Raw genomic sequence first — 19,683 nt, forward strand, 5'->3', positions numbered from 1 at the left:
GTTATTTACTTATTTTTTGAATTTTAACATACAAGAAAATGAATGTAAAGATTTTTTCCCTTGTACTTATTAATTAACATATAAATTTATATATTCAAATCTTATTTTTTTACTAGTCTTTAATTTTCATTAAATAAGGTTTTTTAAAAAAATGTTATATAATAATAAGTATCATTTAAGGCATGTTTTTATAGCATACTTATGGTAATTGGTGAAGAAAGGGTTGAAAATTTTATGCAAAAAAGTCAGATAGCACGAGCTGTACAAAAAAAATTAGAATTATCAGAAAAAGAATACAAAGAAGTGTTAGAATTTATCTTAGATAAAATTGCTACTGCTTTAATTAAAGGAGAAAAAGTAACACTACGTAACTTTGGAACTTTTACTATTAAATACCGCAAAGCTCGACCGGGAGTAAATCCACAAAATTCAGAACCGATGGCTATTCCTAGAAAGCGAGTAGTTAAATTTAATTCTTGTAAAGCATTAAAAAAGAGAGTTAATGAAGGTAAATAAATATTTTATTTTAGGAATGACTTCAATCAAATATAGATTGTATATTCATTCCTTTTAATTTGTAAAATTAACAACCTTTTTTAATCTTAAATAATTAAAAAAAATACTCTGTTTTAAATGAGTATTTTTTATTTTCTTCATATATTAATATTAAGATATATTTTTATTAAGTACTTTTTTTTCTGATAAATTAGATATTTGCGTTTTTTTATCTTTAGTTGTATGAATAAATGGTTTAGATTTTCAAAATGTATAAATTAATAATGGTAATAATATAAAAGCAGCAAATAAATCAATAAAGCCAAGAAATAAATAAAAATAAAAACCATTATGAGAAACATGTGCAACATAATATCCTAAACCTAAACAAATAATTGGTATTATAATTGTTCGTTGTAAACTAGCAAATAATGACAATTTACCACGATTAATTGATTGATAGAAAATAACAGCAACATAATGTAGTGTAGCTAATGGATAAAAAGCAAACTGCATAATAATATAAACTTTAAAGAATCTTGCCATTTCTAAATCTACGCCAAAGAAATGCATCATATATTGCCCCGCTATTACTACTAATAATACTGAAGCAATTAGCAACAATAAAAGTAATAAAGTTAAACGTCACATCAATTGTCAAACACGACTAAAGTCCTTTGAACCATAAACATAGCCAATTAATGCTCTTGCTCCCTGCGTAATTCCAATAATAGGTGCATTAATTAAAATTAACCAAGGCATAATACCACCATATAATTGAACAAAAACCGGAATACCAGTACTTCCTCCACCATGATAGTCTGGAGGTGGCAATGTATTTAAAATTTTAGTAGTAACCATTGCCAAAATACTTTGGGCAATATTTTGTAATAAAGAAGTTGCACCAATTAATAAAATGCCCGTTACTATTACTCATTTAAGTTTTAAGTGTGCTACTTTAAATCTTAAATTATCGGCACTATATCAAATAATACCTATTGAAAATAAATTAATGCTTGCTCAAGCAATAATAGTTGCATATGCAGTGCCTTCCATTCCTAATTTACCAGGAATAACAAAAATAAAATCTAAAGATATATTTACTAAACAAGCTGCAACATTAATTAAAATTGTTCATAACATCATTCCTTCACTACGTAACAATGAAACTAAAAAATAAGCAAAAAAAAGTAATGGTGTAGCAAGAATTAAAATTTGTGAAAATCTAACTGCTTCTTTAATTATTATTTCCCTAATTACTGGATTACTTCCAGCATCACTTCCAGCTTGAAATTCAATAATACCCTGACAACTAAAATACATAATGATCATAAAAACAATAGAAACTAAAAAAGATAATAGAAACCCATTTCCTAAATATTCTGACATTTGTTCTCGTTTATTTTGACCATATGCAATTGAAAACTTAATACCTGTTCCAGTAGCAACCATTAAAGCAAAGGAAACCATCATTGAAGAAGGAACAGCAGCATAAGTAGTAGCAATATTAATAATTTTTAATGCTTGTTCAGCAGTTATCATTATTCCTGAATTTTGATAATTATTATAACGATCAATAATACTTTGTCCACCTCATTGTGTAGCAATTCATTTATCAAAAATTTGATAAGTAGAAAAAATAATTACAGCAATTAAAGGTGGTGTGAGCATAATAAAGATTGCTTTTCATGGATTTGCCGTGCTAAAAATAGCTTGTCTTTTCAACTTGTTTATTGAATTTCTTTCTGTTCGTTTATTGAAAGTAACTTTAGCAAGATTTTCTTTTTCCATAATATTATCCTTTCTAACAAAATTAATCTAATTAATATTATATTTTATAAAAGCTCATAACTAAAATATCTATTGCTATCACAAATAAAAAACATGTTTAGTATTTTAAAAAATGTTAGAAGAAAAAAATTAAAATATAAATTTTTATAAAAAATATAATTACATTATAACCTAATAATAAATAAATATTTAAAAATAATCTCTTTAATTTATTTTTATTTAAAATGGAATGGCAACCCTTTTTAGGACTATTTTTTGGTAGACATTTGTTTTTGATAACTAATTGGAGTTAGGTAGTTTAGAGTACTGTGAATTCTTATGTTGTTATATCAATTGATGTAATCAAATAATTCTAATTTTAATTGGATTAATGATGTAAAATTTTTATCATTAATAAATTCAATTTTGAAAGTTTTAAAAGTTGCTTCAGCAACAGCATTGTCATAAGGACATCCTTTTTTGCTTAAAGATCGAGTTATGTTGAAAGCTAATAAAAGTTTATCAATAGTTTTATTATTGAATTCATTACCGCGATCAGTATGAAATATTTCAATATCTTTTAAACAGTGATTTGATTGCATAAATGCTTGATATACTAATGATGCATCTTTTTTAACTCCAACACTATGTCCAATAATTTCGCGGTTAAATAGGTCGATTAATAGGCAAATATAGTTTCATTTACCATTAACTTGAACATAAGTTAAATCACTAACAATAACTTCATTTTTAATTCTATTATTAAAGTTTCTATTAACAAGATTGGTTATTTGACTATCATTGACTTTATTATGATAATTTTTGAATGATAATTTAGTGTATTTTGATATTAAATTATGCTTATTCATAATTTCTTTAATTTTTCTGCGTGATAAATAAATTTCTTGGTTTGCTAGTATGACTTTTAATCTTCTAGTACCATAAACTTCTTTATTTTCTTTAAAAGCACTAATAACAGCTTGTTCATAAATATTATTTTGAATTTTATTTTTTTTCTTTAAATTAAAATAATATGTTGATTTAGAGAGTTTTAAAAAATGACACATTGTGCGAATTTTATATTTAGATTTATTATTTGCAATAATCTCTACTTTCTGCCTATTATTAGTGCTGCTTGCTTTAAAATATCAATTTCCATTCGTAACTGTTTTAATTCTTTATTTGCTTGAATTAATTGTTTTTCTAAATCTGAAAGATTATCTTTAGTTTTAAAACTACCTGAATTAGTAAATTGCTTAATTCAATTGTAAGTAGCTGCTCTTGTAACATTGTATTCTTTAACAAGGCAAGATACTGATTTGCCACTTTGATATAAAGCTACTATTTGTTTTTTAAATTCATCTGAATATGAGTTAATAGTGACCATAATTATAATTCCTTTCTTTTAACTAATTTGTTCACTTGTCTATGTAATTAGTGTCCAATAAAGTGTAACCCATCCATCATCTGAATATGAGTTAATAGTGACCATAATTATAATTCCTTTCTTTTAACTAATTTGTTCACTTGTCTATGTAATTAGTGTCCAATAAAGTGTAACCCATCCATTTTGTATTTGTTCTTTATAAGTCATGGAATCAACATTTAACAATTCAAATTCATGAAAAATATTATTTAAATAAATTTTAATTATTTTATAAAATTTCATAAAGTTATTTTCTGTTGAATATTGATAACTGATTTTAATAAAATATCATTTCAACATTTCTATATTATTATTTTCAACTTTTTTTCATAAAGGACTAGTTTCAATATTAAATCAATTATTTTTGATATCATCAATGTTTTCATTTGTTTTAGTTAATTCACTATTTAATTTGGTAATTTCATTTTCATTAGTAGTAATTCGTTTTTGTTGTTTAGCAGAAAAATCACAAGTTGGTGCATGAGTAAAATCACCAATTTGCGGATTATTTTGTAATGCTTCTGGTGGTAATGTTCCAATTTCATCTGGTCAATCTAAAATCATTGTTTCAGTTTCTTTATCATAACCAGTTGCAACATAACCTTTATTAACAAATTTACTAACAGGACCTCTATATATTTCATTTTCATTATCATCAACTAAATCATCATATAATTTAATTTGTTTTAATAATGTAAATTCTTTTTGTTCTTTAATTAATTCATCAACTTGATTTCTAGTATAAAATGCTTTTAAGCCAATTTTTTCAACATCTATTTCATCATTATTATAACTTGAAAATATTTGTTTTAATTCTGTTAATCTTGCTCATATTTTCATTCTACTAGGTGCTAAATCTCAAACATTAATTGTAGGAGTACTATTTGCACTAAATTGATTACCATTATTAAATTGAATAGTAGCATCAACATTAAATTCAATTGGTGTACGATTAAATACTCAATGTTCAACCATAACATAAACCATATCTCTTAATGTTTCTTTAATTAATTCATCTTTAAAACTATCAAAAGGAAATTTAGATAAAATAAAATCAAGATAAGCATTAATATCATTTTGCGCGCGAATAGCAAAAGTTATAAATCAATCATTAATATTTGGTCATGTTTGTATATATTGTTGTGGAGTTTCTGTAATTTTTCCAGTTAATGGATATCAGTTATTATAATTTTCAAGACTGACATCAGTTCAAAGTTTATTAATCATAATTTATCATTCCTTAAAAAATGCTTGTTTATAATGATGAGTATGTTTTTTTGTTTTTTTATGTGTTATATGTTCAATTTCTTTTTGTATTTTATTTTTACCTTTTTTTATTTTTTTCTTACTTTTTGTTACAACTTGACTATATGCAAACTTTTCTAAATGATGTAATAATCCAGTACTAAATAAAGTATTAACACTAAATTTTAAACCAACATTTTTAAATGATTTGTTAATATTTTCAATAGGATTATTAATAACATTTACTACTTTATGATAAGTTCTAATAGTTCTAAATATTTCTCTATATACTTTAAAACTATCTCTAATTACTTGTTGCACCACTGGTGGAGCAAATGCTATTGCTTTTAATCATTTATTTTGATTAACTCCATAACCAATGTATCAACCACTATATCAACGATATCAATGGAATGGATGTATTTGAGTAACAAAAGTTTTTGCTTTAAGAATACTATCAACAACTGTAATTGGTTTATATTTAGGATTGCGATGATAAATAGTAATTGCACATTTATCTAATGACAAAGGTTGAATTTTATAACCCATAAATACTGGTGAATTTAATGGAATTAATTGTGCGTGTTTAATTGCTCTTTTTTCTGCACTAGTAAATAAATCAGTTGCTTTTTCTTTTAATTTCTGAATTTTTTCAAATACTTGTTTTTCTAACTTTTCAAATTTTTCTTGTAATTTATATATACTTTCTCGTATTTTTTCAAAATATGGTGTATCTTTTCAAAATTTATTTAAACCTTTTTTTAAATAAAATCTAATATCAAAATATTTAAAAGTTTGATTTGCTTTTAAAACAAGTTGATGAATAACATTATTTTTAAAATTAAATTTAATAGCATTAGCACGAATTTTTTGTAAATCTAAAATTAAAGTTTTTCCATATCTATTTTCTGTATGTATTGTATGAACTAAATTTAATCAATCATGTTGATTCATTTTTAATACTTCTTTTAAATCAGTATTAAATTTTTTTAAAAAGTTATTTGCTTTTTCAATATCTTTAATTTTAAATTTAGGAGTTAATTGTGGACTTAATTTTATTAATGTATTTTGTAATAATAAGTGTTCCATTAATTTTTCTGTTTCTAGTTTTTGAAAATTATTCTTATATTGTCTTTTAGCAACATATCCTAAATCTCGTAATACTGTTTCACGATTAGGAGTAAAACTATACTTCATTAAATAACGTTTATTACCAATAATTTTATCTGTTAAAATTTCTTTTCCACTTACTTGACTAATAATTTCTTGTAAGTTTTTTGCTTCTTTAATACCAACTTGTTCTAATGTTTTAGTTTTTTGTGCTAACTTAATAAATTTAGTTGTACGATAACCACGACTAATTTTATTAATTCCAGCAAATGCTGGTAATATATTAAAAAAAGTATTTAATGGTGTTACATTTCCTTTTAAATAATCATAAACTTGATTAATAGTAAAATCAGTTAAAAATTCTACACCAACAGCACTAATACTAGCAATTAAATCACTTGCACCTAATCCAAGGGCTACACTTTCACTTAATCCACCAGTAAAAGGAGCAAGTGCTACTGCTATAACTTGTACACCAATCATTTCTAAAATTTCTCATCAAAAACTTTTGTTTTCTTGTTGGTTACTTGTTCTAGTATGTTTTGGTTTATTTATGTTTAAAAGTATTGCTGTACTAGTTGTACCGATTGGCATAATATTAATTTCCTTTATTTAAGAGTTATTTTAATTGGATTTGTTGTTCCTTTATAATTTAAGTCATTAACATTAGCAGTAATGGTTATATATAAGTCACCTACTTTTTGTTTTTGATTACTTACATTAGTTTTTCCTTGTGCATCACTAAAATATTTAATAGTTGGATTTGTTAAATTAGGATTTAATGATTTAAGTTCATTAGTACTTTTTATTTGTGTATTTAATTCACTATTATTGTTATTAACATTTGCAGTAATATCAGTTGTTAAACTTGCAATTTTAGTTTTTAAATCATTTTTATCATTATTAACAATTGCACATAACATTCAGCGTGAAGTTGTTTCTTCATCTGTTATATAGGGTATTGATTCACCAGTTACTTCTCCACCAACTAAATATCTTCTTCCAACTTTACCATCAGCAATATCTTGAACATATACAACTGTATTTTGTAACATATATCTTTTCATTGCTCTTGGTGTTGCTAAAACAAAAGACATAATTTTAGTTTCATTATTATCAGTAAATGTCATATAATCATCCATTACAATTTGACATAGTACACCTTTGATGTATAAATCATTTCCATTTAATCTTAATTGTTGAGCAATTTGATTATCAGTAATTAGACCTTTATTATTGGCTAAATAAACAATAGTATCATAAAGATTATTAGTAATAAAAAAACGACAATTATTACTATTTCTTAGTTGAAATAAAGTATTTCAAGCATCTAACATTGATTTTAAATATCCTAATGGTGTTTTATCAGTAATGTCTATTTTAGTTGCATATTTTGCAATTACATTTGTATCATTATTTGCTAAATAATCTGCTAAGTCATTAGCAACTTCATATTGCATTGTATTTAATAAATTTTGTCCATTTTCAGCATTTAAATCAACATTAGCAATTATTTCACCCGTAACCGCTTCTTCTTTAATTTCTTTTAAAATTTTAACAGTTTCAGCATAACTAACATCTAATCCTTTGCTTTTATCATTTCATTTTAATACTTTAATTTCTGAATTTTTTGGTTTTTTAACTATAAATTCAATTTTTGTTGAATTAACCATTTCGATAGGAAAAAAACTTGCTCATGGTGAATTTGATTGTTTATAAAATTCTATAAACTCTGGTGCTTCTACTAATTTTTCGGTATTATCTAAATTTTTATTGAATTGTATTGCCATTTTTTGATTTCCTTTCTGTTATAAATTATTATTTTTTTTATAATCCAATAATGTACTTTTTATTGAATTTTGTTGATTTGTTATTATTGTTTGTTGTTTACCACCTGTATTAATTATTTCTTTAAATACTGGTTGTTCTTTAATAATTTTTTTAATAGTTTCTTCAATTTTTGAATTTTCTAAATTATTAGTTTTAAATTTTAAAAAATCATAAAATTCAGTTTTAACTTGATATTTTTTAAATATATTAATTATTTCTTTTTCTTTAATTTCTTGATTAAGTTTATTTAACTTATTTTCTGCTTCATTAACTTTATTTTCTATTTCTTGTTGAGCATTATTTTCAGTTAAAGGTTCAGTTGTTTGTTGAACATTATCTTCATTTTCTAACATTTACATCACCCTTTATTATTTATTTTCTTTATTAATTTTTTCATTTAATTTTGCTAATTTTTTTTGATGTTTTATAATTTTGTTATTTGCTCTAACATGTTTTGGAGTTGTGATAAATCTTTTTAATAAAACAATAATTTCTCTGCAAATTAATGTTCCAACACTTGTTCCAATAATTATTAATTCATGTAAAAATTCTTTCATCTGAATATTTTCCTTTCAATTGTTTATTTTTAATTATTCATCAAATTGACCACCATTAATTCTTTCAATCATTGATTGTGAATTACTTATAATTTCTACTAATACAGATATTTCTTTATTGAATTCTTCTATTCTTTCTTTATATGTTTTTATTTCCTGATTATAATATTCAATTATTTTTTCTTTATTCATAAATTATTCACCTCCTTTATAAACTCATGTGATTATAATCTCAATTTAATGAAGCATTATCATTATTTAATGGTACTTCGCTCATATTATCACTACCATATTGACTAGTTGTTTCACTATTAATAGTAAATCTATTATCATTAATTAATCTTGTAGTTTCATCATTAAATGATGTTTCTTGCATTTCTTGATTATGATGTGTTGTTTCCATAGGTAGTAAATTATTGATTATTTCACTTGCACCAGCAATAATAGTAGGTACTGCATAAGCATTATTAAAATCATTATTAATTCCCATTGCAACACCACTTGATATTAAACATCCACCAGTAGCCATATTACAAATCTTTCTTATCGCTTCAAATTTATTAGGTATTAACTCAGTTAATCCACTAATAAGATTTGAAATACCATAAGCATTTAATGAAATATAAGTATCTCAATCCATTAATGACTGATGTTCTTGTTTATTTAATAATAATCATGGAGGACCCTCAGTTGTAGTTGTAGTAGTTATTGGCATTGGTGTTGTTGGAATAATAGGATTAATATTATTTTCTGTTCATTTACTATAATTTGCTAAACCAATTGTTCCTAAACCTAATAAGATTTTTTTAGAACTATTAATTAATTTAGTTTTAGTATTTGGTCTTTGATTTAAATTTCATATATCTAAACCTAATTTTTTACCAAATAATAAACTATTAATTGAACCTAATAATGGATTACTTATTACTTGACCATAATAAGCACTTGTACCAATCATTGCACAAATAGGACTTATTGAAGAGCGTATTATTTTTGTTAATGTATAATTATTTGTTTCCATTTCTATTCTCCTTTATTTGCTTTTAACATTTCTCTTACAATATCTAATAAAGTATTTACTTGATAATCATATAATTCAAATTCATGAATTCTAATTTTAATTTTTTTAATTTTCTAATTTTTTAATGGTTACTTTAATTCAACCTTGATAAACATCATTATCACCAACTATTAATGCAACATTACTTTCTGGGTCAGAAACAATTATGTGTTTTGATTTAACATTTGGGTATTGTCTTAAAATAATTGCTCTAATATCATTACTGGTATGAATTGATTTTGGAAATGGTGACAATATTTCAATTTCATCTTTATTTTCAAACAAAGTAGGTAATATTATCATTAATGTTCATCTCCTTGATTACAATATTTTTCACAACAGTTATCACAATATCCTTTATCACATTTTATTGCTTCATCTTCATAACAAAAACACATTAGTCAAATTCTCCTTGTTCAATTTTAATTAATAGATTTTTTAAACATATTTTTTCTCATATATAAAATTCTATTTGTTTAAAATATTTAACATTAGATATTTCATTTGTAAGTCATGTTATTCGTTCTTCTAAATCTTTAATTAATTTTTCTTTATTCATAATTTAACCTTTCTTTCCTAACTCTTTTATTTTGTTTTTGTTTACATAAGTTATTACATTTATGAGCAAAAACTCTACCATAACCACATTTATTATTCTTTTTAATTTTTATTATCATTATAAAATTCATTACTTTCTAAATATTCTAATATATTTGCATAAGTATCTGCTTTTGATTGAAATCATGGATGGGTTACACTTTATTGGACACTAATTGCATAGACAAGTGAACAAATTAGTTAAAAGAAAGGAATTATAATTATGGTCACTATTAACTCATATTCAGATGAATTTAAAAAACAAATAGTAGCTTTATATCAAAGTGGCAAATCAGTATCTTGCCTTGCTAAAGAATACAATGTTACAAGAGCAGCTACTTACAATTGAATTAAGCAATTTACTAATTCAGGTAGTTTTAAAACTAAAGATAATCTTTCAGATTTAGAAAAACAATTAATTCAAGCAAATAAAGAATTAAAACAGTTACGAATGGAAATTGATATTTTAAAGCAAGCAGCACTAATAATAGGCAGAAAGTAGAGATTATTGCAAATAATAAATCTAAATATAAAATTCGCACAATGTGTCATTTTTTAAAACTCTCTAAATCAACATATTATTTTAATTTAAAGAAAAAAAATAAAATTCAAAATAATATTTATGAACAAGCTGTTATTAGTGCTTTTAAAGAAAATAAAGAAGTTTATGGTACTAGAAGATTAAAAGTCATACTAGCAAACCAAGAAATTTATTTATCACGCAGAAAAATTAAAGAAATTATGAATAAGCATAATTTAATATCAAAATACACTAAATTATCATTCAAAAATTATCATAATAAAGTCAATGATAGTCAAATAACCAATCTTGTTAATAGAAACTTTAATAATAGAATTAAAAATGAAGTTATTGTTAGTGATTTAACTTATGTTCAAGTTAATGGTAAATGAAACTATATTTGCCTATTAATCGACCTATTTAACCGCGAAATTATTGGACATAGTGTTGGAGTTAAAAAAGATGCATCATTAGTATATCAAGCATTTATGCAATCAAATCACTGTTTAAAAGATATTGAAATATTTCATACTGATCGCGGTAATGAATTCAATAATAAAACTATTGATAAACTTTTATTAGCTTTCAACATAACTCGATCTTTAAGCAAAAAAGGATGTCCTTATGACAATGCTGTTGCTGAAGCAACTTTTAAAACTTTCAAAATTGAATTTATTAATGATAAAAATTTTACATCATTAATCCAATTAAAATTAAAATTATTTGATTACATCAATTGATATAACAACATAAGAATTCACAGTACTCTAAACTACCTAACTCCAATTAGTTATCAAAAACAAATGTCTACCAAAAAATAGTCCTAAAAAGGGTTGCCATTCCACTACCTAACTCCAATTAGTTATCAAAAACAAATGTCTACCAAAAAATAGTCCTAAAAAGGGTTGCCATTCCAGGACATATATTTTGATTTTTAAATTATTAATAATACTATTATTAGTTTTATTCATTCCAGAAATTCTGGGCTCAAAAATTTTTTCAAAAAAATAAAAAATAAAACCAACACTTGCTCACTGGGGAGTGGCAAGGTTGGTTAAATAAAGAATAGAATTAATACAATAGGTCCCTACAACAGGTCTATATATACTAGTTTCCAATTCGCTCCCACCCCAAGAATTACCATTAAATGGTTAGTATATTTTATTAGGTATCACTCCACTTTTTATTTATCCATGCAAGTCCACATGCTAGCTACTATTTTTAACAACTGTGTTGTAGTTCACTTTTTTAGTTCCCTAACACGTGTTGATAATAGCGTTAAAGAGGGTTATTAAAAATTTTAAAATTTTACAATTACAAAAAAAGACAAGATTATTTCTTGTCTTTTCCTTAATAACTTTGAGAATAATTTTTATTTTTTTTAAATGTATATTTTTTAAAATACATCGAATATAAATTTAAAAATTTAAGGGTTAAAGAGAGTAATTTTGTCTAATTTTCATTATTTTTCAAATAATTCATTTTTGGAAATAAGTTACTAATATGATAATTAATTATTTCGTAAATTTGACAACCGTCCAATAATGATTATTAAATTTTACTATAAATAAATTTATGAAGTAATTATATATTAAATTCTTGACTTTCATCATCCTCTAACTAATAAACTAACTCCAAGAACAAAACATATTGGTACAATAATGATTAAAAAAATAATTGCAAAATAAACTTGTTCAAAAGGATGAGAAACATAAGTATTTTTAGCCGCTTCTATATCTAGTTGATCTCAATTATAAAACAAATTAATAATACCATAGTGTTTTAAACTTCAAAAACCGTTACCAAGAAAATTATTATAGTGATCATTAAAAATAGCTGTTCCAAATAGTATTAAACTAATTATTAGAAAAAGCAAAGTTAAAATACATAAGAATAATCCTAGTTTTTGCTTTCAATCCCAAGATGTAACTTTTTTATATTCTACATTTTTATCCATATTTAACACTTACTAAACACTAAGAATATAATCAACGTTTAAAATAACCAAATATTAAAGATAAAACACTAACACCAAGAAAGATAGCAGTTAAAATTACTGTAAATACAATTCCGACAACTACTTGCGCAAGAGGATAAGTTAAAAGTTTATCACTAGTAGCATCTGTTCACATTTGATCATAGCCAGCTTTGCTTAGAAAACTATCAAGTCCTCATACAGAAATAGCATGAAAGCCATTTCCGGCATATTGTGAACTTCCTCCACTTGGGGCTTTAAAATTGGCTGTTGCAATTAAAATTAGTCCTAATGCTAAACAGAGCAAACTAATTACCAGTGAAGCAAAGCCAATTTTTATTCCTCAATTTTGTTTCTTAAAAAGATTTATAAGATTTTTCATTAAGGTTTCTCCTTTACTACCTAATTATTTTATTGTTTTACCAAAATAATGTATTAATTGGTATTATCACAATAAATAAATTATAGCGTAAAATTTTTTTAAATATTAAAAAAATTATGAATAAAAACATAAAAAAATCATTAGTACTTTTACTAATGATTTTTTCTATATTATTATATTATTCTTCAATTAATACTTTAATACCAGGGCCCATTGCTGTAGTAATACTTATATTTTTAATATAAGCACCCTTAACTGCTGCGGGTTTAACTTTTCTTAAAGTGTTAAGAATTGCTAAATAATTATCTTTTAACTCTTCTTGTGCAAATGATACTTTACCAAGAATAACATGAATATTACCTTGTTTATCAACACGATATTCAACTTTACCTTTACGAATATCAGCTATTGCTTTTTGAACATCCATTGTTACTGTTCCTAGTTTTGCTGTAGGCATTAACCCTTTTGGTCCTAATACTCTACCAATTTTTCCTAATTCACCCATCATTTCGGGTGTTGCAATAATAACATCAAAATCAAATCAACCTTTTTGAATTTTTTCAATCATTTCCTTACCACCAACAAAATCAGCTTGACTTTCCATTGCCTCTTTTTGTTTAGTAGTAGTTATTACTAAAACACGTTGTGTTTTTCCGGTCCCTGCTGGTAAAACAATAGAACCACGTAACATTTGATCAGCATGTCTTGGATCAACATTTAAACGAAATGCTGCTTCAACTGTTGCATCAAATTTTAATGATGAAGTTTGTTTAGCTAATTCTAAAGCACGATCAATTGGATAAACTTTAGTGTTATCAACTAATTTTGCAACTGCAAGATATCTTTTACTTCTATTCATATTAAACACCTTGCTTTCCATCTTCAACAGTAATACCCATATTCTTGGCTGTTCCTACAACAATTTTAATTGCATCTTCTAAAGAATAAGCATTTAAATCAGGTAATTTAATTTGAGCAATTTCTGTGATTTGAGCAATAGTAAGTGTTCCTACTTTTGTTAATTTAGCATTTGATGAACCTTTTGCAAGTTTCAATGCTCTTTTTAAAAGAAATGTTGTTGGTGCAGTTTTTATTTTAAAGTCAAAAGTTTTATCTTTATATGCTGTAATAAAAACTGGAATTGGAACTGGATTAACATCATCTTTTTGATCTTTGGTTTTATCGTTAAATTCTCTACAAAAACGTGGCATATCAATACCGAATGATGCTAAACTAGCACCTGGTTTGGCACTACCAGCTGGTAATTGAATAATACCTTCACGATTAATATTTTTTTTATCTGCCATGAGCAACTCCTCCTAAATGGATTCTCACTGTGGTCCAAACGAATAAATCTTCCACAAGTTTAAACATAATTAAAGTCTATTTATATATATATAAATAGTACTTTACAAATAATAACATCATTATAATTAGTAGTCAAATATATTTTAATTTTATTTTACATAAAAATTAAATAATTTAAACTAAACTTTAATTTTTTTACAACTATCATATTCTACTTTAATTTCGGTTTGACGACCAAACATATCAACAGAAACTGTTGCAACACCCTTATCTTCATCTAATTTAATAACTTGTCCTTCTCGGCCTTGTAAAGCACCAGAAGTAATATGAACAAAATCATTTAACTCAAAATCACGAATATTTTTTTTTGTCTCTTTAACTTTAGGTTGTGATGAATTTTTAGAATTACGATATAACATTTCATTAACTTCTTTAGTAGAAAGTGGAGTCGGTGGTACACCTTTACCACTAGAACCAATAAAACCATTAATCCCTGTTGTATTACGAATATCATATCAAGTATCTTCGGTTAAAATCATATGAACAAAAATATAACCAGGAAAAATATTTTTTTCAGTTATTTTTTTATCTTTATCTGGTATTGCTTCTTTAACAACCCTAACTTGAAAAATATTATCTTTTAAATTTAATTTTTTTTCAATTTTATTTTTCAAATCAGCAGCAACTTTATCTTCATGACCTTTGTTACAATTAACAATATATCATTGTGCTTGCTCAATTCGATGTTTATGTGTTTCTTCTAATGATGTAGTTTTCACTAAAGGGGTTTCTTTTTTTATTCTTTCGCTCATTTTTTGGCATCTCCATTTTTTACATTATTTTTAATAAAGGTAATACAAATAGTAATAACTGCTCAATTCCATAAAAGAATAGTGCTAAGACAGCAATAAATAATACTGTTGTAATAAATTTATTATTTAATTGTTTTCTTGGTGTTCAACGAGTTCTTCTAATTTCTCTTGATAAGTATAAGAAAAAATATTTATGATAAGTTCTCGCTTCTTTTTTATAATAAAAACGTTCTTCAGGCGTACGATTTTTACGTTCTTTTTCTCAAATTTCGCTAATATTAACCTTTTTATTTTTATCGGCTGTTCGTGGATCAAAACTTGGTTTTCCTTCAGAAGTTCTTTTTGTTCTTAAAGGTTTAATTTTACGTAAAATATTAAATTTACTTTTTAAAAGAGCCAATTTTTCAGGATTAATTTTTGGTTTTTCTTTTGATTTGTCTTCTGCACTCATGAAAATTTCTCCTAACGTGATTCCTTATGTAAAGTATGTTTTTGACAATGTTCACAATATTTTTTTAGTTCCATACGCTCTTTATATTTAATCTTATTTTTGTATGTATGATAATTACGATTTAAACACACAGTACAAATTAAAATTATTTTTTCGTTCATTAAATTCACCTAGAAAATTTAACCATTTTTAATTATATTATTATTTAAAATAAGTGTCAATTTTAAAATATTTTTATTTTAAAAACAAAGTTAAATTTTTAATCTTTCTTTAAAATTCATCATTTCTAAAATAATTGTACAAGAAAAAATAAAATAATAAATAAAAAATAATGTTTTTTTAAAAAACATTATAATATAAAAAATAATTTTAATTAACTATTAATACTTCCTAAAAGTGGTTGTCTTTCATTAGGTTCTATGATAACTTCTGACATATCATTATTTGCATTTGTAACAAATTCCGGCTCAAACTCATAATCAGGAATTTTTAACTTTATTCTTTCCTGTTGACTATTATCTTCAATCTCTGTTACTAATTCTACCTTTTTATTTTCGGGAGTATAATTATCTATTCATTCTTTAAACATTGTTAATGTTGGTCTTCAATCTTTTATTTTTCCGAGTTTAACAAAACTAGGAATTGTTTTATCTGAATGTCTCATTTCAAACTTATCTCAATTATTTTTTTCTAAATACTCATATATTTCCTTTAAATCTTTATTACTCAAAATACCTTTATATAAAGAAAAACTTTTTGTAATGTGTTCTTTTCTTTCATTAATAATTTTAATAATAATTTCCTCTTTACTATTTGAAGTATTAGATTTACTCATTGTAGAAAAATATGTATGACTAACATCCATCATTGCTGAAATTGACATTAAATTTCCTCCCACAATATTACCATTTGTAAAATTAATGCCTGCAGTTGCAAAAGTAGTAAGTGATTTTAAGTATTCAATAGTTTTTGTTACTTTTTGAATTTTATATAAATCAAAACCTGATATTCCACTAAGCACTTTAACTAATCCATTTGTACCAGTAAATAATTTATTTAATGCAATAGAAATCATTTCTGGAGTTAATTCATTACTTACAGCATCTTCTGTTAATTGTTCAGCAATTTCAGAATAAAGTCTTTCATTATTTGGTGGTAAAGTAGGAAAAGTGGGTAAATTTGGCTCGGTAGTTGTACTACCACCAGTTTCATTTAAATTATACGCTTGTCAAATAACTCAACCACCAAATGCAGCATATAATATATCAGCTACTCCACTTTTAATTAATTGGTAACGTTTTTCAATATTACTATCCCTAGTAACAGACTTAAGTCCTGCTATTGTTAGTAGAACTCCTGTTGTCGTATTACTTCAATTTTGTGCACTTAATGCTCCTGCTCTAACTGGACCATGAAGATTATTCAAGACTTTTTGTACTTCTTTTCATGTTTCTTCTTTATTTATTTTCATTTTATTTATTCCTTTCATAGTTAAAGTAGTTTTAAATTAAATTTTTAATTTTATTGATAAGATGATACATAATTATTCATTAATAATATTACTAATCGTTCACTTACTAATATTTATTGAGAAAGATGGCCCAATATCAAAAGCACGAGATATAGAACTACTTCTAAGTTGTTGATATATAGTGTTTTCATCATGTCACATAAATATATAAATAACTAATCCTTGTGATTTATGACCTGCAGGTGGCTGATTTACTACTCGTCAAACTGGTAATTGATTATCTTTGTCTTGAATTTTTTTGGTATTAAAGTTTAGTTCATTACTTTTAATTGTTGTTGTATTATCCATAACACTATAAGTTATACTGTTTGTCGAATTAGCAAAAATTGTTGGATATAAAAACATAAAATTATTTCATGAATCAGCATAATCACTTCATTTTAAAAGCGTAGTTATTTCTGAATTATAATCTATTAGTTTTCCTCCATCTTTTGGAAAACTATGACTTAATGTTAAATTATTATTAGTATCCAAATTTTTGCTATCATATTGTAAATATCCAACGCTAATAATGTTACCAGTACTATCAACTAAATATCTAATACTTATCTTTTTACTATTATTTTCAATTGAAAAATTATTAATAACAGATTCTAAATTTGGACTATCAATCATATTATTGAAAATATTTTCAGAAATTTTTTCTGCAGTGCTCTCATTATTTTTTAAACTACTTTTAGTAATAAATTGTTTAACAAAGTCAAGACAAATTCCCCTACTATTTTTTGAATGAGATTGAGCAATATAATATAATCCCAATGTTTCACTTAAATTATCATAGTTCTTAATTGCATCAATAATACCTTTTGTTCCAGTTAATGATATATGAGTATTAGCACCACCAAATTGAATAAAAGTAAAATTACTTTTAGAGTTTTTATTTGAAATATAAGCTGTTGTTGATATTTTGCTCAAGTTTTGTTTTTGAAAAATTTGCAAATCATTAGTACTTGTTAATTGTTCTTCTTTATAATTAATAGCAGCAATTTCTTTATCAAACTCATTAATAACATCTTTATTTATCTTTTCAGGGTTATAAGTTAATTTAAAATTCTCAATATAAATATCTTTTACATAAGGTTCTAAACTTGGATTATCAATAATGCTTTTAACATCAAAAAGATGATATATTCCATTTTCATTCTGACTATTTAAAATAGTACTATTACTTAAATTACCATACGTAGTATTAGTAACAACTTCATTAGTTTCAGTTTTATTTTTATTTTCTTGTTTTAATTTATTAATACTTGTTAAATTATTAGTAATACTAGTGTTAGCAACAATATTAGTGGTTGCTAATGTTAAACTAAGTCCCAACCATAAATGTTTATTTTTTAACATTTTATTTTGCACCTCAGAATTTTATTTTTTAGTAAATCTATTATAAATTTCATTTATTTTTTTTCATAAATGTTATGAAGTTTTGGTTGATAATATTTCGTATCTTTTAACTTTGTTGGCAAATACTGTTGTTATACATAATCGTTAGCATAATCATGTGGAAATTTATATAATTTACCTTTACCTACTGATTTTTTTAATGTTTTAGATCAATTATGCTTCAAATAATCAGGAATTGGATATATTTTTCCTTGTAAAACATCACTATATGCTTTTTGTACTGCCAAATTAGCACTATTTGATTTCTCACTAAGTGCCATTTCAATAACTACTAAACCAAGCGGAATTATACCTTCAGGCATACCAATTTGACGAAAAGTATCAATAGCAGTTTTTACCCTAATTGCTAAAGCGGGATTAGCAAGTCCAATATCTTCGTAAACAATAATCAACATTCTTCTTAATAAAACTTCATAATCACCAGTTGCTAATAACCTTGCTAAATAATGCAAAGCAGCATTAACATCACTGCCTCTAATTGATTTTTGTAATGCTGACTTTAAATCATGATGTTCATTTCCCTCTTTAGCATTTCAATTACTTGCTTTAGGCATAATAGCATTAATAATATCAATAGTTATGATTTCATTAGGATATAATTTTATTAATATTTCTAAAATATTAATTGCTATTCGTAAATCACCGGTTGCTAAATTACAGATTTTTTCTAAAATTTCATCACTAATATTAAAATTAAAAAATGAATTATTAGTAATTATTTTGTTAAGCCTAATAACATTTCTTCATTACTAATTGGCTTTAATTCTAATAATAGACATCTACTTCGTAAAGCTGGATTAATTACAAAATAAGGATTTTCAGTAGTGCAAGCCATTAAAATAAAATTGCCATGTTCTAAATATTGTAATAATAAATCTTGACGATCACGATTCATGCGTTGTATTTCTTCAATTATAATTATATAAGGTTTAGTATTTTGTGCTATTTTAATTAATTTTTCTAAATTTTCTTTTTTATCAATGGCAGCATTAAATACTCCAAATTCACATTTTAAATCATTAGCTAGTGCTTGAGCAATAGTGGTTTTGCCTGTTCCTGGATTACCATAAAATATTAATGATGTTAAAAACTTCTCATTTAATATTCGATTAATAATTCCATTTTTATCATTTATCAAATGACTTTGACCAATTATATCATTAACGGTAGTTGGTCTTAATATTGTTGCCAGCGGCTTATCCATACTCAT

At 24.5% G+C, this 19,683-nt stretch carries 24 protein-coding genes; 2 read left to right on the plus strand and 22 right to left on the minus strand.

Annotation, left to right across the window (positions count from 1 at the left end; genetic code table 4):
• Positions 1-234: 234 nt before the first annotated feature.
• A complete protein-coding gene (locus AAHM95_RS02585; RefSeq protein ID WP_174481356.1) occupies positions 235-516 on the plus strand; it encodes an HU family DNA-binding protein in 282 nt (93 codons plus the stop codon).
• A 150-nt stretch (positions 517-666) separates the two neighbouring features.
• Here the strand turns inward: AAHM95_RS02585 and AAHM95_RS02590 are convergent, their stop codons facing one another.
• From AAHM95_RS02590 to AAHM95_RS02640, 11 genes are all read right to left on the minus strand, one after another.
• A complete protein-coding gene (locus AAHM95_RS02590; protein WP_342274015.1) occupies positions 667-2,286 on the minus strand; it encodes an MATE family efflux transporter in 1,620 nt (539 codons plus the stop codon).
• Positions 2,287-2,534: 248 nt separating this feature from the next.
• A protein-coding gene (locus tag AAHM95_RS02595; RefSeq protein WP_338975281.1) for an IS3 family transposase occupies positions 2,535-3,652 on the minus strand; the annotation gives its coding sequence in 2 pieces (ribosomal slippage) (positions 2,535-3,382 and positions 3,382-3,652; 1,119 coding nt in all).
• A 144-nt stretch (positions 3,653-3,796) separates the two neighbouring features.
• Positions 3,797-4,918 carry a hypothetical protein gene (locus AAHM95_RS02600; RefSeq protein WP_342274016.1) on the minus strand — a complete coding sequence of 374 codons (1,122 nt, stop codon included), beginning with the start codon at positions 4,916-4,918 and terminating at the stop codon, positions 3,797-3,799.
• Between the two features lie 3 nt (positions 4,919-4,921).
• Positions 4,922-6,640 carry a hypothetical protein gene (locus tag AAHM95_RS02605; protein WP_342274017.1) on the minus strand — a complete coding sequence of 573 codons (1,719 nt, stop codon included), beginning with the start codon at positions 6,638-6,640 and terminating at the stop codon, positions 4,922-4,924.
• A gap of 14 nt (positions 6,641-6,654) precedes the next feature.
• Positions 6,655-7,836: a hypothetical protein gene (locus AAHM95_RS02610; protein ID WP_342274018.1), complete on the minus strand. Its 1,182-nt coding sequence runs from the start codon at positions 7,834-7,836 to the stop codon at positions 6,655-6,657.
• Positions 7,837-7,854: 18 nt separating this feature from the next.
• Entirely contained in the window at positions 7,855-8,229 is a 375-nt protein-coding gene (locus AAHM95_RS02615; RefSeq protein ID WP_338961095.1) for a hypothetical protein, read from the minus strand.
• A gap of 15 nt (positions 8,230-8,244) precedes the next feature.
• Positions 8,245-8,433 carry a hypothetical protein gene (locus AAHM95_RS02620; RefSeq protein ID WP_174480113.1) on the minus strand — a complete coding sequence of 63 codons (189 nt, stop codon included), beginning with the start codon at positions 8,431-8,433 and terminating at the stop codon, positions 8,245-8,247.
• A 33-nt stretch (positions 8,434-8,466) separates the two neighbouring features.
• Positions 8,467-8,625, minus strand: coding sequence for a hypothetical protein (locus AAHM95_RS02625; RefSeq protein ID WP_281749444.1), 159 nt, complete (start codon positions 8,623-8,625; stop codon positions 8,467-8,469).
• Between the two features lie 16 nt (positions 8,626-8,641).
• A complete protein-coding gene (locus AAHM95_RS02630) occupies positions 8,642-9,454 on the minus strand; it encodes a hypothetical protein (RefSeq protein WP_342274019.1) in 813 nt (270 codons plus the stop codon).
• 105 nt (positions 9,455-9,559) lie between these two features.
• On the minus strand, positions 9,560-9,796 hold the full coding sequence (locus AAHM95_RS02635; protein WP_338976087.1) for a hypothetical protein: 237 nt from the start codon (positions 9,794-9,796) through the stop codon (positions 9,560-9,562).
• Positions 9,797-9,890: 94 nt separating this feature from the next.
• Complete coding sequence (locus AAHM95_RS02640; protein ID WP_338976085.1) at positions 9,891-10,052, minus strand: hypothetical protein; 162 nt, start codon at positions 10,050-10,052, stop codon at positions 9,891-9,893.
• Between the two features lie 261 nt (positions 10,053-10,313).
• Between AAHM95_RS02640 and AAHM95_RS02645 the strand changes: the two genes are divergently transcribed.
• Positions 10,314-11,431 (plus strand): IS3 family transposase gene (locus AAHM95_RS02645; RefSeq protein ID WP_342274020.1). Its coding sequence is split into 2 segments (ribosomal slippage): positions 10,314-10,584 and positions 10,584-11,431, totalling 1,119 coding nucleotides; the frame shifts between segments, so codons are not numbered across the junction.
• Positions 11,432-12,201: 770 nt separating this feature from the next.
• Here AAHM95_RS02645 and AAHM95_RS02650 read toward each other — a convergent pair.
• From AAHM95_RS02650 to AAHM95_RS02700, 11 genes are all read right to left on the minus strand, one after another.
• Positions 12,202-12,567, minus strand: coding sequence for a hypothetical protein (locus tag AAHM95_RS02650; RefSeq protein ID WP_281748740.1), 366 nt, complete (start codon positions 12,565-12,567; stop codon positions 12,202-12,204).
• A gap of 19 nt (positions 12,568-12,586) precedes the next feature.
• Positions 12,587-12,967, minus strand: a complete 381-nt coding sequence (locus AAHM95_RS02655; RefSeq protein WP_338974398.1) for a hypothetical protein — start codon at positions 12,965-12,967, stop codon at positions 12,587-12,589.
• A gap of 178 nt (positions 12,968-13,145) precedes the next feature.
• On the minus strand, positions 13,146-13,826 hold the full coding sequence (gene rplA / locus AAHM95_RS02660; RefSeq protein WP_342274021.1) for a 50S ribosomal protein L1: 681 nt from the start codon (positions 13,824-13,826) through the stop codon (positions 13,146-13,148).
• Between the two features lies 1 nt (position 13,827).
• Positions 13,828-14,274 (minus strand): 50S ribosomal protein L11, encoded by a 447-nt coding sequence (gene rplK / locus AAHM95_RS02665; RefSeq protein ID WP_342274022.1) that lies wholly within the window; start codon positions 14,272-14,274, stop codon positions 13,828-13,830.
• Positions 14,275-14,454: 180 nt separating this feature from the next.
• Positions 14,455-15,087 (minus strand): transcription termination/antitermination protein NusG, encoded by a 633-nt coding sequence (gene nusG / locus AAHM95_RS02670; protein ID WP_339042008.1) that lies wholly within the window; start codon positions 15,085-15,087, stop codon positions 14,455-14,457.
• A 19-nt stretch (positions 15,088-15,106) separates the two neighbouring features.
• A complete protein-coding gene (gene secE / locus AAHM95_RS02675) occupies positions 15,107-15,538 on the minus strand; it encodes a preprotein translocase subunit SecE (RefSeq protein WP_174481440.1) in 432 nt (143 codons plus the stop codon).
• An 11-nt stretch (positions 15,539-15,549) separates the two neighbouring features.
• Positions 15,550-15,699, minus strand: coding sequence for a 50S ribosomal protein L33 (gene rpmG, locus AAHM95_RS02680; RefSeq protein ID WP_174481441.1), 150 nt, complete (start codon positions 15,697-15,699; stop codon positions 15,550-15,552).
• Between the two features lie 212 nt (positions 15,700-15,911).
• Positions 15,912-17,009, minus strand: a complete 1,098-nt coding sequence (locus tag AAHM95_RS02685; RefSeq protein WP_339042004.1) for a hypothetical protein — start codon at positions 17,007-17,009, stop codon at positions 15,912-15,914.
• Between the two features lie 72 nt (positions 17,010-17,081).
• A complete protein-coding gene (locus AAHM95_RS02690) occupies positions 17,082-18,413 on the minus strand; it encodes a hypothetical protein (RefSeq protein ID WP_342274023.1) in 1,332 nt (443 codons plus the stop codon).
• A gap of 131 nt (positions 18,414-18,544) precedes the next feature.
• The gene (locus AAHM95_RS02695) at positions 18,545-19,207 is read right to left on the minus strand and encodes an AAA family ATPase (protein ID WP_342274367.1); all 663 of its coding nucleotides are present in this window, start codon (positions 19,205-19,207) and stop codon (positions 18,545-18,547) included.
• Positions 19,189-19,677, minus strand: coding sequence for an AAA family ATPase (locus AAHM95_RS02700; protein ID WP_342274024.1), 489 nt, complete (start codon positions 19,675-19,677; stop codon positions 19,189-19,191). The genes AAHM95_RS02695 and AAHM95_RS02700 overlap by 19 nt, the downstream gene beginning before the upstream one ends.
• Positions 19,678-19,683: the final 6 nt, after the last annotated feature.

Source organism: Spiroplasma endosymbiont of Phycita roborella (genome assembly GCF_964031195.1).
Taxonomy (GTDB): domain Bacteria; phylum Bacillota_I; class Bacilli_A; order Mycoplasmatales; family VBWQ01; genus Spiroplasma_E; species Spiroplasma_E ixodetis_A.